The organism is Nevskia soli, assembly GCF_903970205.1.
Taxonomy (GTDB): Bacteria; Acidobacteriota; Terriglobia; order Bryobacterales; family Bryobacteraceae; genus Bog-113.
On record NZ_CAJCHS010000017.1, the window covers coordinates 1 to 16373 of the forward strand.

Here is a 16373-nt window from a genome sequence, read left to right on the forward strand (position 1 = left end):
TAAAGCATGGGACTCCGCGCCACTACGTTAGATTGAAGGTATGTTCTCCTGGATTTGCGCGCGCTGCGGCCGCGACAACCCGCCTTCCGCGACTACGTGCGTAAATTGCGGCGCCCGCTTCGACGACCCCGTCGAGCCGGACGCAGTTTCGGAGATTCCGGCTGCAAACCCTGTTGTGAATCCCGCCTTAAACCCCGTCTTGAACCCGGGTGTTTCCGTATCTGTCGCTGCGCCTCCGATGCCCAAATCAGCCCGCCCCACCTTGCCGGGCCAAGCAGCCCGCGGCGGAGTTCCAACTTTGTTGTTAACGATTCTTTCGTTCCTTGCGATTGTCGGCATAGGCTTCGGGATTTACTACGGAATTACCTGGTGGAACGGGCGTAAGCAAGCTACGTCGACGGGCCTTGACCCGGCCGCGAACGTCGCGCGTACGAAGGTCACGAACCCGATTCAGAAGTATGTCGAGGTCGTTGGTATCCGCCTCACCGAAGGTCCGAAGAAGAAGCCGGAGGCGCGATTTGTGGTTGTCAATCACTCTCAGAATTCGTTCGACAATCTTTCGGCAACAGTCACGGTGTACGCCAGCACGCAGCGCTCGGATGAGGATTCGGCGGGCACTTTCCGCTTCAAGCTTGAATCGCTCGGCCCGTATGAATCACGTGACATGAGTGTGCCGTTCGACACAAAGCTAAAACCGTATGAGTTTCCCGACTGGCAGAATGTGAATCCGGATGTTGAGATTACCTCGCCCTAGCGCGTAACTTACTCTAGTGACTGCTAAACGCGTCAAACTCCGTCATGGGCAGGTCCGCCCGAAAACCGCTGCTGCCCGCAAGGCGCGCTTCGAAGAGATATACCAAGTCCTCGACCGCACCTATCCGAACGCGACCTGCGCGCTTACTCATCGAGATCCTTGGGAGCTGCTAGTTGCGACGATTTTATCCGCACAATGCACAGATAAGCGCGTCAACGAAGTTACTCCGGGCCTTTTCGCGAAGTATCCAACGCCGAAGGACTTCGCCGCCGTGCGTCCCGAAGTACTCGCCGAAGATATTCGCTCCACGGGCTTCTTCAACAACAAATCTAAGTCCATTGTCGGCGCGGCGACGAAGGTAGTCGAAGAGTTTGGCGGTGTTGTTCCGCGCACTATGGACGAACTGCTCACCATCCCAGGGGCCGCCCGGAAGACAGCTAACGTCGTGCTTGGTACGGCTTATGGCGTGGCGACCGGAGTCGTTGTCGATACTCATGTGCAGCGCATCTCGAAACGTCTTGACTTCACCCGCGAAACGGAACCCGTTAAGATCGAGCAGGATCTGATGCGCATCGTTCCCCAGTCGCGCTGGATCCTGTTTTCACACCAGATTATCTTGCATGGAAGGGCTCTCTGCATCGCTAGGAACCCCCGCTGTGCCGAATGCCCGCTTGAGAAGCTCTGTTACTCCGCCGATAAGACTGTTTGATGCTGTTTCTCGGAATCGATGGCGGACAGAGTAGCACGACTGCACTAATCGCAGATGAAGAGGGTCGAGTGCTCGGATGGGGAACTGCAGGTCCCTGTAATCATGTTAGTGGACCCGAAGCGACGCGCCGTTTCATAAACGCGATCTCGACAAGCATCGCTGAGGCTTGTTCGCGCGCGTCGCTCAATCCCGAGTTAGTCGAATTCGAGTCCGTCTGCTGTGGGATGAGTGGGGGAACCGCGGATAAGAGCAGCCTACTTCGCGGCATCATTCGATGTTCTCTCTTGACCGTCGTCGACGACAGTGTGATCGCTCTCGCAGGTGCAACTGCCGGCGGAAGCGGCATCGTCGTGATCGCGGGTACCGGGTCGATTGCTCTCGGACGCAGCGGTGCGCAACCGATGGTTCGGGCCGGCGGCTGGGGCTACATCTTCGGTGACGAAGGAAGCGCTTTCGATATCGTCCGGCAGGCAATCCGGGCGGCGCTGCGTTTCGAAGAAGGCTGGGGCCCGCCGACTTCGCTCCATCGCATGCTACGAAGTGAAACCGGCTGTTCCACGGCCAACGACTTACTTCATATGTTCTACTCGCCTAAGTGGCCGCGTTCTCGAATCGCCACTCTAGCTCCGCTTGTGGATGCGGAAGGTGCCGGCGGCGACCCGCTCGCCCGGGCGATTATGGAGCAAGCAGCCCAGATTCTGGCTGCAAACGCAGCGTCGGTTCGGGCACGACTAAGTGGGGATCAAGTCGTATTGTCCGTGTCGCCGGTCGGCGGTGTTTTCCGAAGCGAAACGCTGCATGCGCGATTTCGTCTGCTTGTAGAACTGACGGACGGCTGTTCGTATCGACCGCCGTTTTTCGGTCCGGCCGCCGGAGCGCTGCTGGAGGCTTTCCGCGCGGTGAATCGAGACGTGGTCGTTAGTGGAATGCCCGAGACCAAATGACCTTGCTAAGCTCAAGAGTCGGCCATGGGAAAACTGTCAATCCAGGATCTTGATCTTCAAGGCAAGCGCCTTTTCATCCGCGTCGATTTCAATGTGCCTTTAGCGAACGGCGGGCAGGAAATCACGAGCGATAAGCGCATCAAAGCGTCTGTACCTACCATTGAATACGCGCTGGAACACGGAGCGGGGCTGGTTCTTGCTTCTCACCTGGGCCGTCCGAAAGGGAAAGTCAATCCGGAGATGAGCCTGAAGCCATGCGCCGCCCGGCTCTCGGAAATACTCAAGCGTCCGGTCGCCATGGCGCCCGATTGTGTGGGTCCCTCGGTAACTGCGATGCTGCCGAAACCCGGCGAAATTCTGCTCCTTGAGAACCTTCGCTTTCATCCCGAAGAAGAAGCCAACGATCCGGGATTCTCAAAAGAACTCGCGTCCTTGTGTGACCTATACGTGAACGATGCTTTCGGAACGGCACATCGCGCGCACGCCTCTACAGTAGGAATGATCGCGTTTGTTCCTCAGGCGGCTGCCGGCCTCTTAATGGAGAAAGAACTGAAGTATCTGTCCATGGTCACCCAAAACCCGCAGCGTCCCGCGGTTGCGATTCTCGGCGGGGCGAAGGTTTCCGACAAAATGGACGTGATCGAAAATCTAATCCGTATCGTCGACCGCCTGATGATCGGCGGCGCGATGGCTTATACCTTTATCAAGTCAAAAGGCGAACCTATCGGTAAGTCGCTAGTGGAAGATGACAAGCTTGATCTCGCCCGGCAGTTGATGAAGGACCACGGTGACAAGATATTGCTTCCCGTCGATCACGTGGTCGCGGCGGAGTTAAAGGAAGGCGCCGCAAACGAGGTCGTCGAAACGATTCCCGCCGACCAGATGGGTCTTGATATCGGGCCCGCCACGATCGACTTGTACTCGCATGAGATCGCGAAAGCCAAAACGATCATCTGGAATGGTCCGATGGGTGTGTTCGAAAAGCCTCCGTTCGACAAAGGAACTGTTGCGCTCGCCAAAGCTGTAGCGGCCTCGGGTGCGATCTCGGTTGTGGGCGGCGGCGATTCCGAGAAGGCGATCAAGAGCGCGGGGGTGTCAGACAAGATTTCGCATGTGTCTACCGGGGGCGGCGCTTCGCTTGAGTTCCTCGCCGGGATTGAACTGCCGGGAGTAGCGGCGCTGACCGATAAGTAGAGGTTAGCTGATTAGAACCAGACTTTGCTGCTGCTCGCCGGTTACCCGCGGAGTAGTTGCATCGATGAACATGTTGATTTCAGACCGCACACCGAAGTTGTCCAGGTAGATACCCGGTTCGATTGAGAAGCAAGACCACGGCAGCACGCGGCGTATGTCATGGGTCTCTAAGTTGTCCATGTTCGCCCCGCTCCCATGTATGTCCATGCCGATCGAATGACCTGTCCGGTGAACGAACTCATCTCCATACCCTGCATTTCGAATGAGTGTTCGCGCCGCATCGTCAACCTGAAATCCGTATAGCTTCTCGCCGTTCTCAAATGCTGTCTTGACGCGATCGACCGCCGCATTCCTGGCGTCACGGACAATCCCGAACACCTTAGTCATCTCAGATAGAGGATTATCACCACAGAACGCGGTCCACGTGACGTCATAGAAGATTGCTCCTCGCCGCTGAAACTTCGCCCAGAGATCAAGAAGCACGAAATCGCCCATCGCTATCGGCGTGCTTGCGGTCGGCGACGGCTCATAGTGCGGATCGCCGGCGTGCTCGTTAACGCCAACGATCGGTCCGTGTTCTGTAAGTAATCCCTCCCGTTCGAAAGCCTCGAGAACGAACGCTGCCACATCCCACTCGGTGACCGATCGGTTCGCACGCAACGCGTGACCGATGAACTGGAAAGCACTGCGCCGCACTTGATCCACTAACACCCCGGCCTCCAGATGCGAATCAAGCGCTGCCGAATCTAGCCGGGCCTCGAAGTGTTGGATAAGTTCGGCGGAACTCACCACCTCGACCCCGGTCGACCGGACAAGCTCGAGCGTGCCGCCATCAACGTTAGAGACGTAGGGAATCGCGCAATTAGGGGAGTACTGCATGGCGACGCGTTTCGATCCAGCCAGCAATTCAGAGAGCGCACTAGTCTGCTCTTCCCAGCTGGAGTACACATGCTTGGCTCCTTGGAGCGTGTCTAAGTTCCGGCTTTCAATGCGGTGAACGAGCTTGCGAGGTTCACCCTTTGCAGGAACGAAGTAATACCATCGCCGGGAGGCGTGAAGGTTTGGATCCAGACCGAGTACGCGATAGGCAAGCGGGTCGCGATGATGATGGTCGAAGAACAACCACCCATCCAACTCCTGATCGATCAATTGGTCTTGAATACTCGTCACGTTCATGTGCTCTCCGCTCCGGACGCATCACCCGGACTTTTTCCAGCTTACATCCGCCCGCAAGTCCACGATCCCCGCTGTCTGCCGGCTCCCTACAACATCGAACACGATCGCGTCATCCAACCAATCGTTACTGCTACCATCCTCGTTTTGGGTGGCTACGGTAATCGCGTACTGTTGCGGTGTAAGCCAACACTCAAATCGGAATTTGACGTCCAATAAATCCCCTTGCGCGAACATACCAAGGTCTACTTCCTCGATTCGAGTATTGGTGCCGTATATATCGATTCCAATGCGATTGCGCACGAGAATGCCTACTGTCGGCGAAGACTGCGCCCGATGAAACCGGCACGTGATTTGTATCTGGAGGCAGTCGCCGGTTGATATCGTGTTTATTGGGACACCCGCCGAGTTGATCAGCTTCGCTTCTATAATCTCGCTGGAGAGATCGCCGTGCCGATGGGTCGCTTGTAAGTTGCCTGATCGGTCGACCCTCTGATGTCCAGCCGACGATTCCAATACGCTAGCGATGTATCGGTCAATCACTGTCTTAGGCTCGCCCTGCGCTTGCAACTCTCCATGCAGAAGGAATAGAGCGCGATCCGCAAGCTGCTTTACAAGCCCCATGTCATGGGAAACGAATAGCACGCTGACGCGCTGGTCGCGTAATTCACGGAACTTATGAATGCAGCGGTTGGCAAACGCGGCGTCTCCGACGGCCAAAGCTTCATCGACGATGAGTAGTTCCGGCTCAACGTGAATCGCTGTAGAAAAAGCGAGCCGGACATACATGCCGCTCGAGTACTCTTTGACGGGGCGGTCGATAAACTCGCCAATTCCGGCAAACTCTTCGATTTTCGGCAATGCGCGCTGCATCGCCAGCCGGGATAAGCCCAAAAGTTCGCCGTTAATCAGCACATTTTCGCGACCGGTGAAATCGGGGTTAAATCCCGCGCCTAGTTCCAGAAGAGCCGCGACGCGCCCTCGCACAAGGACAGACCCGCCGGTCGGTCGTAAGATGCCGCTGACTACCTGGAGCAGCGTACTCTTCCCGCATCCATTCGGTCCGACCAGCGCAACGAACTCTCCCCGTTCTTGCGAGAAAGAGACGTTCTTCAGCGCCCAAAAATCAGTGTGAAGCTTGGCGCGCCCGAAGCGCAGCATCTCCACGATTCGGTCCGACGGCCTTCGATATAGGCGATAGACTCTTGAGACATTCTGAACGAGCAACACAAGTTAGCTGTTCTTACGATAGCTTACCCTTGCGCGGTCAGGCCATCGAAGAACCACTCTGGATGTTCGGATAGAAGTCCGTCGGGTAACCGATAAGACAAAACTGGTCAAGCGCAAACAGCACAACGCTCTCAACGCCCGCGCCCACCGCCAGACCCGCCTCTTTCTCCCACGGAGTCGTATAATCGCCGATCCCCACCAAGTGAGCAGTCTGATCCGCCGGAAATGAGAGCGCGAGCGGAACTCCGATTGAATTCAGCGCCTGATCCAAATTCCGGTTTCCAGTAAAAGTGAAATTCTCCGTCTTGAAGCAATTGAGTGTTTGAGCCGTCCACGCGAAGACGGGCAGATTTATAACTTGCGTGAGTGCATAATCATTAACATCCGGCGGATAGAGTACTTCAAACTGTGCGTTTCCGACGCTTTGGCGCACATACGCCATGATGGACGAAGTAAACTGCCCAATCAGGCTGGGGAGTAGCACGGCCGCTTGCGGCACAGTTGTCGGATCGACTGTATTCGTGGCGATGAGCGGTAACGCGGTTCCGTATGCAGATTGATACTGTTGTTGAGTGTAAGCGTCGTAAAACGGCATGCTTGGCTCAGACGGCGGAGATGTTAGTTCCTCCCCGGGGAAGTACCACCATTGCACCTCGCCAAATTGAAGGTACGGAGTTTGTCCTCCGGCCGCCATGGTCTGCGCCATACAAAGGTGGACGCTTTGCCAAAAGCTGAGACTAGCTGTCGAGAAGTTCGTTTGAATAGCCGGCGTATTTACGACACAAGGTCGGCCGTTGGAATACCGCTGGGCCACGCCGACTTGAGTTGAAGGATCAGCGAACTGAAGTTCCGTACTGAAAGCGGTCGTTGCCTGAATCCCATAGCCTGTAAGCGCTTCGAAGAATGCCTGCGACCAATCGCGCGCCGCCCGGTTCAAAGGGGGACTTGCGGACAGGTCGGTTCGCCACCCCACATTCGCAGCAACATCCTGAAAGGCAACGCCGCCGGGCGTTCCATCAACACCGCCCGCCAAGCTAGGGCCGCTTGCGGTCGCAGTAAAGGTGCTCAGATCGTTCGGGTCCTCGAGCACCTTTACCGCTAGAGTGGTCGCATTGCCGGCGGTTCCCATCAGACGCGAGGTAATCGTCAGCACATTCTCGCCAGCCCCCGCCCACACCCCCGTTGAGCCATTATTGATTTGAAGCGCTAGGGCGATTGGCACGGTTACGGTGTCATCCCCCTGAAGGTGCAAGTGCGTAAAGTCCGTGTCGTCGATGTTTACGATCGTCTGGGCGCTTAGCGCTGAGATTCCACCGAACGTGATCGTTGCGGTTGCATAAACCTGGCCCAGGCGCGTTAGTTCAAAGAACCAAAGCGCGCCTTGATAATGATTGGCACGACCTTGAAAACCCAACTTAGAAATCAACCAGGCGGTACGTTCGGGCGCCAGCGCCAGCGAGTGTTCCGTATCCCAATCAGTTGCCAATGTGACATTCGCAATTGCAGGCTGATCGGGCAGGTCGTTTGTTGGGTAAGCGATCTCGAGAAAATCGAAATAAAAGTAGTAGCCATTAGCCCCGGTGTACAAAACGTCGATGGTGTGGTTTCCGGCGGCCAGGTTTCCCAGACTTACTCGAACGAGCTCATCATCCGAGAGGTAACAGTTGAAGCTCGACGGCGCTCCCCCGTCAATCGTAATCTGAACAGTACCGCATCCGGGGGCTTGTCGTGTACCAAGATATAGAGAGTGCGCAGCCGGCTCGGTATACATGCAGGAAAGCGAAGAACCCGTCGCAGTCGTGTACGCGATTGAGCCGCCGGAGAAGTTCCCTTTGTTGGCCGAGGATGGCGACCACGTGCCCGCGTAGGCCACAGTTGTAGAATCGTCTTCGATCCGCCTAGATCCCGGCCCGGCGACACTATAAGCCCGATTATTGCCCGCGACGGACCAGTTTGTCACTGAGACTTCGAATTCACTTCGCTGATAGGACGCCGTTTGGATTGCAGCGGAATAAGTCCAGCGCATTTTGCGAACGTTAGTCGCGCTAAATGTCTCGTTGGTCAGGATATCAGTCAGCGACGCGAACGGAATCGTTACTTGCCACGTTGCGGGTGATGTGCCGCCGCTGAACGTCTGTGAAACGGGCTGCCATACCTCCGTCTGGCTGCCAGATACCGTTCCATAAACCCCAATCGCGTTCGCGTTGATCCCCTCGGTCGCGTCGAGGCGCGTCAAAAGGATCGTGCTGCCTGTCGCGCTCGCACTGACAGTTGTGGAAATCGAGTTTATAATTGAAGCCAGCTGGATTATGGCTGAGCCATTCGTGTCACCATCCGCGATTGTGTAGTTATAGTGTTCCGACGCATCCCATTCAAGCTCTATAAGATCTCCCGCGGTAGCGGCGCCCGTTAGTGAGAAAAGCGCTGAGGCGGCCCCATATTGCCCGGCAGCCGGACTGGCGTAGTCGGCCAGGCGGACCTCTCGAAAAACGTCGCCGTCCGGTCCGTCGAGCCAGAACCTAAGATACGGCCACGCGACCGTGGGGTACAAATTGGAGTCAAGCGAAATACAATTCGAGCGGCTTTCCTGATAAGTAAGCGTGAGTTCGCTCAGGTCACCGTCCGGAAGGTTTCGAAACAGCGGATGTTCAAACGTATTATCTCGATTCCATTCGATTACGGCCCAATCAAATTGCTGCCGCCAGGTGCCTGACACGGTAAACCCGGTTTCGCTCGTGCTGCTGAGCGCGGCGATCGCCGACGGCATGAAGAAATAACATTGTAAGTCGCGGTTTGGTTGAAGCTTCTGAATCGTTTCCGCCATAACTCATACGATGAGGGTAACTGTAAGATCGCTACCCGGAACAGATAGACCAACGCTCGCGATATCGATACTCAACTGCTGTTGAGGAAGCATCGCGGAAAGGTTGGCGCCGCTCATCGGTGCGCCCGAATTCATGGCTCCGTCCGCGATCGTGAGGCTGCAGAAAGGGCTACCGTTGAGATTTAAGTTAATTATTATCGACGCGCCGACCGCGGCCTGCTTTACGACAGCATACAGACTTCCCACAACCTTTGGTGCGTCGATGATAATGTCGGGAGCGGCTCCGGTCTGAACAGATAAAAAACCGCCGATCTGGAATGATAGCTGGCCACCCGAAAGTGTGCGGTAACCGCCGAAATTCACGAAATTGAGGCTGTTCGTCGGGCTATTACCTTGTGAGTTTCTAATCGTACACTCCGTACTCATAATCCGTACGTTCGGCATGCTATACGGGTAACCCCAGTCACCGCTGGCAGCTGTTCCGAAGAAGTCTTTCACAAAAGGCACGACACAGACCTGTTGAAGTAACGCGAACACATCCGCGCCTGATAGATGAGCGGCGGGTATTGTGCCGTGGGCGCCCCGAGTCACCGTGAGAGAAATCCCTGTTGCGTCCAGCGCGGAGACGGCGAGGATCTCTAGATCGATAAGAATGTAGAATACCGGGGTCTCCGTGAGCGCCGTCGAAACAGTCAGTGTTGTATCTGACGGTCCGATACCGGCGGTCAAGGTTCCCGCTGGTTGTAGGTTTAACTCATCCAGATAATGAATCGCGTACGTGCCGGCGGTTGCCGTTGACGTGTTCGTCAAATCCAGAAACGACACTGGGCCGAACAGGATAGTGCCGCCTACGTTGTTCGGGATTGTCACACCGAATGTGGGAATTGCCGGAGGAGCCGAGTCCACGGCATCGATGGGAGCCCCGCCGATCCGATATCGCGTCAGAGGGGAAATCCCATAGGGCGCCTCAAAGCCATTACTATTCGCGGCGCGACCGGAGATTTCGATTATGTTCAAGGCCTGGTTAGGAATCGTAAACTGGGCCGGACTCGTCTGCGTGGTCGCTCCAAACTGATAAGTGCCTTGCGCGATTACAAACAGACTCGTCGAGTCGGGTTGGATGACCCACGGGCTTGCGAGGGTAAGCGTATTCGTGGTGTTTGTCGAAATTTCCAATTCCTGTGCAATGCCGGCCCCCCCCGTGATTCGGACCACCATCCCGTCGTAGGTGCCAGGTATTAGTTCGAGGTCGCTTGAGCCGATCGTATTCGAGCCGAAGATCGTAACTGGTGTCTCCGGCTGCAGTTCCATGCGCCAGTAAAAGTCCGCGTGGTCGTAGTTAGGATCGGGCGGTAGAACCGGCGTCACGGGCAGACCTAGATCCACGAACACCTGTGTCAACGGCTGATGTGATGCGATCTGAAACAGGTTGCTTGGATTCGGTCCGCGGTACACGTTAAACGTCAATGCATTCGAAGGAAAGCTGAGGCCGGTCAGACTAATCGTGTTCGTGCTTGAACCCGTATTTACCGCGGCCTGTACCGTGAAAGAAAGCGGACTCTCGGCGCCGCTCGCGCCCACGCTTGTGACCGCATAGTACAAGGTTTGGCCGCTGGTGATCGATCCACCTGAGCTTTGGATGCCTGCTACCAAAGATAATAAGGGGATGTCTGGAGCTCCCTGCGTGCTTGCGCCCGGAGCCGCGAAAGCGATGCTAGCCGTTACCGTCGCGGTGCCGTCGGGCGCCTGGCTCCATGATTCAGATACTCCGAACTGCAAGGTTCCGCTGCTGTCCAAGACGACCCCGGCGAGCGGTCGCGGTAAGTTGACTCCCGTGTTGCCTTGACGTCGGCTAGCGTCCGCGGGTGTTTGACCGTTCGTATCGTCGTACCACGCGTCCATATGAAGCTGGGCCGTGACGACCGCCGTCCGGTAATTAGGCCCGGGTTGGATCCCGGTTACCCTAAAAGTTGTGCGCGAGAAGCCTTCTTTGTTATACGTGAATGTGATAATGTCGCCGGGAGTCAGGCCAAGAGCCTTGGCGCTCGTCGTGAACTCAATGATGCTATTGCCCTGCACGCTCTTCGATAAGAAGAAGGTCAGGATTCGCGCCGCTTGATCGTAGTGCGGAAGACCGAGTACCGGTGTCGTGCTTGTGATCTCCTGTCCCATTGCTGCGACGTCGTCCACATCTACTACCGAAAGGCTGTCCTGCTGATAGTCGTTGAAGGCATCCTGAAACTCCGCGCTGAACCGGTTCGGAGTATCGGCTGAAGATCGGGCCTTCAGGCTCACGCTTGACGCGCCCTGGCTGGTCCGCGCAATTCCGGTAGTGCCATTGGTTCCGTCTCCGAACTCGTACGCGGCCCAACCGCCATCAACAGTAGAGACGGCGTTGCTGTTTGCCGGAAGAGCTGGTTGCTGAAGCGCAACGGTGTTTTCAACGATCAGTTGGAGCAGACCGTTAGATCCGTAACGCAACAAAAGCCGCGAACCGTTGCGGATGCCTCGAATTACGTCGGAAGCGGCGCGCCGGCTCTTAATAACTAAGTTGCACTGAAACCGCGGCGTCATCACCGGATTTCCAAAGAGGTCAGTCGTCTGGATCTGCTCAGCGCAGTAGCTAGCCGTGGCGGCGAACGTGCTCATATCGAGCTCCGCAAAAGCCCAACCAATGCGCTGTAACACGTCGAGGATGACCCACGCGGGGTTATTGGAGAACGTCTGACCTAGGCTATTGGAATTGGCGTCATACTGTTGAGTCAACAATCCATCTATGAGCACCGCGATTGAGGGCAGATCCGAACCGTCGTTGATGCTGTTCGGGACAACAACGGCGAGATAAGCCATGCTGCCGTAAGGGTCGCCCAACGGATTTCCCTGCGCGTCAGTAAAGTCAAGGTTAAATGCGCCGGACCGAGTTCCGCTGCTGACGAGCGTATACCATCCTGTCCCTGTCATATTCTGGCCGGAAACAGCTGCTGGTATCTCAATGCTATTAACGAGGACCATCTGAATATCCTCGATAGGTCCCATTCCAAGCAGAAGTTCGAAGTGAGTTAGATTTCCGTCGTTTCTAGAGAAGACGATACTCGGGTGAAACCAAGCAGTCCCATAAACTAGAGGGACGAAATCGTTGTAGCGCGCCTCGTTGTCGTCGACCGGCGAGAGGTGGGACCCCTTTTCTCCCGCGCTGCGTACGACGATCGTCGGGGGTACAAATTCGATGCCTCCGAACCGCGCTGTCGTGCGATTGGAAGTATCGATATTGAACATCCCTCTTAGGGTACAGTCGCTACGGGTATAGGCACAAGCTGTGTAGGGCTGCTGCGACGCCCCCGCGACTTCGAAATTGCCGCATCCGCCGTCGACATCGGGAGAGTAGCCACACCGGTAATAGCGTGAGTACTGTCCGGCTGTTCCGCCCGAGGCAGCCTGCTGGCGCGAGGGTAGATCAGCCGGGAACGTCCAGGGACAACGTTTCTGGATTCTTGTGTCCGGCAGCACGACGCGCTGCAGAGACAACCGATTACTCGCGCTCACCCGGAACGTCTGCTCGGTGATAAGGTCCGGCGAATCGAGAATTCCTTTGAACAGTACTTGCACGTTGCTTGAAGGTGCACTATTCGCGAAGCTGTAGAACACGATCGAAACCGTGACTTGGCCGCCTTTCACCCCAATATTCTGATTGATTTCCGATATATAGGAATCGGCATTGGCTAGCTCAATCGTAATCTTAGGAAGCGTATCGATGCCCAGGTCGGAGCCGATCTGCATCTGAAACACATTCTGTTTCAAAACTCTGGGTTGATAGAGCGTGCCATTGATCAGAACGGCGTGAGTGCTCCAACTCTCGGTCAAAACGTCCGTGCCGTCGGAGAACGTGCAGTCGAATAACAAGAGGGGAGTATCCGCAATGAGCTGTTCTTTGGCTGTGTATAGGGTCGGGGTCACGTCACGAGCTCGCTGGGGAAAGGATGTTAACGCGCAGGTTGTTCTGTGACGGGCCGGTCGACACAACGGTAACCTGATTCATATCGAAGCGCGCAGACGGATACGTCGCGTTTGCCGACGTCGTTGGGAGATATGTTCCGGGATGAGGTTGGGCATCCACCTGTAACCCAAAAACGTCTACGGTGGATTCTGCTGGAACCTCCAGAGAAAACTCACCCAACGTGCTTTGGCTGCTTGCAAACGTGCTACTTATGTAGAATCGAGTCCACGCTAAGGAGGGGGAAACCGATTGCGACGCCGTGTTGTTACCGTCGCTGCGGGAAAGCATGACTGTGCAAGGACCGCTGCTAGACCGTAGATACACGCTAAAGGCGCAAGTGTATTGACCGGGTATTGAAACCGACTGGGTCACCGGCAAGGAGGTCTGGGACGAATTAACCACCTGAATGGCAGCTGCGCCTCCCATGGGGTCCGCGATCCCTGCCGTTATCTGGAGTAGGCTACTGAATACCCAGCAAGATTGAGTCAGGTCTCCGTTGAAGAGGAGCAAGTTCGCGCTCGGGTCTACAAACAGGAACGGTTGAAGCGAGCCCTCGCACGACTCGAAAAACGAAGTGATCGTGTCGGCCTCCGCATCGGTGATGCTTTCGTAATCCAATATCCATCGAACCTGCGGAGCGTAGATGTCGTATAAAGATATGACGGAACCGTCTTGGGCGATATTCTGGATGGTCCGCTCCAACCGTTCCTTGATTAGTGGATACTGGGCCAGCGTTCCCGTTGCGAGCTGTGGGTAAAAGAGCATACTAGGTCCTGTTCTCCCGAATTGTCACGGTTGTCTTGCCGGAGAGAACCCCGACGGAAGTCTCATCCAGTTCATCGCTCACGATGGAACAATTTGGATAGACTTGTGCGCTCCAGGGATCGGTAAACGCGAACGTGCCTGCCGCTCCTTGATTTTTCAGAAAGAACTCCTCTATGGTGTTCATTTCCTGCTCACTTAATTGGCTCAGTGCGATTATCCATTGGTGTAGAACTCCTGGGGAGTTCCTGAAACGCTGTTCCGACCCGTCAAAAAAGCGAACGACATCCGCCCGAAAGGAAACAATGTACCGAGCGGGGTATTGAGCTACCGCTCCAGTGGCGAGAATGGGGAATTGTGCCATAAGTGTTACAGTTCGTTCATACCAAGGTCACCGGACAATCCGGCGTTGCTCGTTAGTTCGCTGAATCTCGGATGCATCCCGCCGTTCCTCCTCTTCCAGTTCTTTTGCCAATACAACGAATGCATCTGTTTCGCGACCATCCCGTTCACCAGCGTAACTTCCACCATGCCGCTTCCAGACCGCATAGCTCTCCAAATATCCCAGGCTGCTCGCGCTCACATATGACTTAGGACACTCAAACAGCACCAGGTCCTTGCGGACCCAAACCGGTGTCCTTGCATCGGGATCCAGGGGAATCAGGAAACCGCATCGCCGGGCGCGCTCCATGTGCTTAGCACGACACTCGTCGCAATTCCACGCGGCTCGGCCCCTGCGGTAGAAATGGAATGCGACCCTTAGTTTTTTATTTCTGCTTCCGAAAGCCGGCACACGGCTTTCACCAGAAGCAGCGCTTCGCGAAAGAGTTCTTCCGGACCCCTTTCGGCTAGCGTCCTGGAGGTCGCGGCGACACCGTCGATCTCTAGACCTTCAATCCCCTGCAGACCCCACTCGAGATATAAGTCGTCGATTTCGGCCGAAAGAACCCCTGCGTCAATCTTGTCCTGTTCGGACGTTCCAGCCTGGAAAAACTCGAGTTTAGGCGCGATCGCACGCACTCGCCGCATTAAATCCAGCCGCCTCGCAAACGACATTCGCCGCACTAAGTAGAAGACGTCCGGCTGGATTGACGACCGTATTCTTTCATCGCTCTCGTAAGTCATGCTTTATCCAAATGCAATGGCGATTTCGTCGTCGCCAAGCCCTTGCGCCTGTGAACCTTCGAACTGCCAAAGCAGGCGTGTATCCTTGTCATTGAATTGAGGAACCTCCGGGACGACGCTGCCCATGAAGAAACCCAGTAGCTCACCGGATTGGCTACCTAATTGGAATCCGGCCGAAATCGGTAACCGCTGGCGCGCGGCCTGATAAAGCGCCGTTGTCGCGGTGTCATCCTGACCGTATAGACCCAAATTCATCAACACTTTCCGCAATCCCGGGTTAATCGCTTGCGGGAGCGTAAAGCCGAACTCCTGATTTCGCAAGTCTAACTGGTTGTTTAACATGACGTCTGCGCTCGTCAAAGTTAGAAACTGAGTCGCAACCGTCCCGAGCCAGGCTTGTCCTAGGTGGCCGGCGACGATCGTCGTAGGCGGAGTTCCCAGGGCGGGCTCAATTGGGAAAGCGGATAGTTGTCCCTCGCCCGCCGCGAAAGAACTGGAGTCAAGAACGTCTTGTGAGTAGCCCTTGAACTGAAACTGCTGATAATCCGCGTTGACGGAAAATGAAAGCTGATCAACGGCGCAACCACTCAAGAGTCGTTGCACGGCGGTGACGGGCGTCCAATAATCGAATAAGCTGTAACTGGGAAGCTCGGTCGCCGGCTGATACGTCACGGTTGGACCCACCGCGGCGCCGGTCACCGGGACATTCGTAAAGGGTGAGTTCAAGACTACCGATGTTGTGGTTGTCCCGGTAACGAACCGAATTTCGCCCATATACGTGATGGCCTGGCGCAGAGACAGCCCGTGCGGTGCTTCGAAAGTTATCACCGAAGTCGTCGAGTTCGGCGCGATGGAACCGCCATTGAAGAACATCGGGACGGATCCGAGCGCGCTTTCGAACATAGGACCATAGCCAGGGGAGATGCCGGGCGTAGTCCACGCAGTCATGTACGTAGTGACCTGGAAGTTCGTCTGTTTTCGCAAGTTGGCAGGCGCTCCCAGATAGGTTCGAGTACCCGTTTTGTCTTTACGGATCGACGTCGAAACCTTCTGCTGAACCGTCATCTCCAAAGCAGAGATTCGATTCTGGGCAGTAACAGTTCCCACCTGCCCGTAAGAAGGTTCCAACTGGCAATACCAGCGGTTGTTATTAGATGAAATATAAGCCATGGTTTATCTACCTAGATACTCACGTCGATCCCCAGGGTAATCTTCGCCAGTTGAAGAAAACCCTTGCCGCCTTTCTTGACCGCGACGAAATTAACCTCATAACCGCCGCGATAAAAGAGGCCGTTTCCCCAGTCACCTCTAGCGCCGTCAAAAACCTCGCAGGTTGCGCTGACGTAGTTCTCGAGTGTCGTCTGAATGCCGCCAATTTGGTTCTGGGAGAACCGCACGTCCACTGTTAACTGAGCGCTTCCCGAAAACGTGCGAAACTTTTCCTTCAGCGTATTATTTATCCGGTCGCAGTAGACCGCAAAAACCGGATAAGAGAGCACAAGGCTTTGTTCCATAATCTCGGGGCTCGCCGCGCCGGTCGTGACCGACTGAATCGAAATGGCGGGAACCGCCGCCAGAGCCTGGGCATTTGCGTTGAGCTGAAACGACGAGCCCACCGCGGTGGTAAGGTAAGCCACAGCCGTCGCTTCTACTGTAGTCGCCAA

Annotated in this window: 13 protein-coding genes; 4 read left to right on the forward strand and 9 right to left on the reverse strand. The window is 55.7% G+C overall.

Annotated elements, in window-relative coordinates:
* Positions 1-40: 40 nt before the first annotated feature.
* From H1Y01_RS00855 to H1Y01_RS00870, 4 genes are read left to right on the forward strand one after another with little or no spacing between them, the layout of a single operon-like run.
* The gene (locus tag H1Y01_RS00855; protein ID WP_180538204.1) at positions 41-754 is read left to right on the forward strand and encodes a zinc finger Ran-binding domain-containing protein; all 714 of its coding nucleotides are present in this window, start codon (positions 41-43) and stop codon (positions 752-754) included.
* A gap of 16 nt (positions 755-770) precedes the next feature.
* Positions 771-1463 (forward strand): endonuclease III, encoded by a 693-nt coding sequence (nth, locus tag H1Y01_RS00860; protein WP_180538205.1) that lies wholly within the window; start codon positions 771-773, stop codon positions 1461-1463.
* Positions 1463-2407: an N-acetylglucosamine kinase gene (locus H1Y01_RS00865; RefSeq protein ID WP_219341155.1), complete on the forward strand. Its 945-nt coding sequence runs from the start codon at positions 1463-1465 to the stop codon at positions 2405-2407. Before nth ends, H1Y01_RS00865 begins: the two co-directional genes overlap by 1 nt.
* Before the next feature lie 24 nt (positions 2408-2431).
* Positions 2432-3601 carry a phosphoglycerate kinase gene (locus H1Y01_RS00870; protein ID WP_180538207.1) on the forward strand — a complete coding sequence of 390 codons (1170 nt, stop codon included), beginning with the start codon at positions 2432-2434 and terminating at the stop codon, positions 3599-3601.
* Between the two features lie 3 nt (positions 3602-3604).
* Here H1Y01_RS00870 and H1Y01_RS00875 read toward each other — a convergent pair whose 3' ends face one another.
* The 9 genes from H1Y01_RS00875 to H1Y01_RS00915 all read right to left on the reverse strand — a co-directional run bounded on the left by H1Y01_RS00875 (position 3605) and on the right by H1Y01_RS00915 (position 16373).
* Positions 3605-4777 (reverse strand): M24 family metallopeptidase, encoded by a 1173-nt coding sequence (locus tag H1Y01_RS00875; protein WP_180538208.1) that lies wholly within the window; start codon positions 4775-4777, stop codon positions 3605-3607.
* Positions 4778-4798: 21 nt separating this feature from the next.
* Positions 4799-6001: an ABC transporter ATP-binding protein gene (locus tag H1Y01_RS00880; protein WP_180538209.1), complete on the reverse strand. Its 1203-nt coding sequence runs from the start codon at positions 5999-6001 to the stop codon at positions 4799-4801.
* A gap of 40 nt (positions 6002-6041) precedes the next feature.
* Positions 6042-8771 carry a non-contractile tail sheath protein gene (locus H1Y01_RS00885; RefSeq protein ID WP_180538210.1) on the reverse strand — a complete coding sequence of 910 codons (2730 nt, stop codon included), beginning with the start codon at positions 8769-8771 and terminating at the stop codon, positions 6042-6044.
* Positions 8772-8831: 60 nt separating this feature from the next.
* Positions 8832-12782 carry a phage tail protein gene (locus tag H1Y01_RS00890; RefSeq protein ID WP_180538211.1) on the reverse strand — a complete coding sequence of 1317 codons (3951 nt, stop codon included), beginning with the start codon at positions 12780-12782 and terminating at the stop codon, positions 8832-8834.
* Between the two features lies 1 nt (position 12783).
* On the reverse strand, positions 12784-13587 hold the full coding sequence (locus tag H1Y01_RS00895) for a phage head spike fiber domain-containing protein (protein ID WP_180538212.1): 804 nt from the start codon (positions 13585-13587) through the stop codon (positions 12784-12786).
* A gap of 1 nt (position 13588) precedes the next feature.
* Positions 13589-13948 (reverse strand): DUF2460 domain-containing protein, encoded by a 360-nt coding sequence (locus tag H1Y01_RS00900; protein WP_180538213.1) that lies wholly within the window; start codon positions 13946-13948, stop codon positions 13589-13591.
* Between the two features lie 395 nt (positions 13949-14343).
* Complete coding sequence (locus H1Y01_RS00905; RefSeq protein WP_180538214.1) at positions 14344-14613, reverse strand: hypothetical protein; 270 nt, start codon at positions 14611-14613, stop codon at positions 14344-14346.
* 99 nt (positions 14614-14712) lie between these two features.
* A complete protein-coding gene (locus H1Y01_RS00910; RefSeq protein ID WP_180538215.1) occupies positions 14713-15879 on the reverse strand; it encodes a hypothetical protein in 1167 nt (388 codons plus the stop codon).
* Between the two features lie 11 nt (positions 15880-15890).
* Positions 15891-16373, reverse strand: a complete 483-nt coding sequence (locus H1Y01_RS00915; RefSeq protein ID WP_180538216.1) for a hypothetical protein — start codon at positions 16371-16373, stop codon at positions 15891-15893.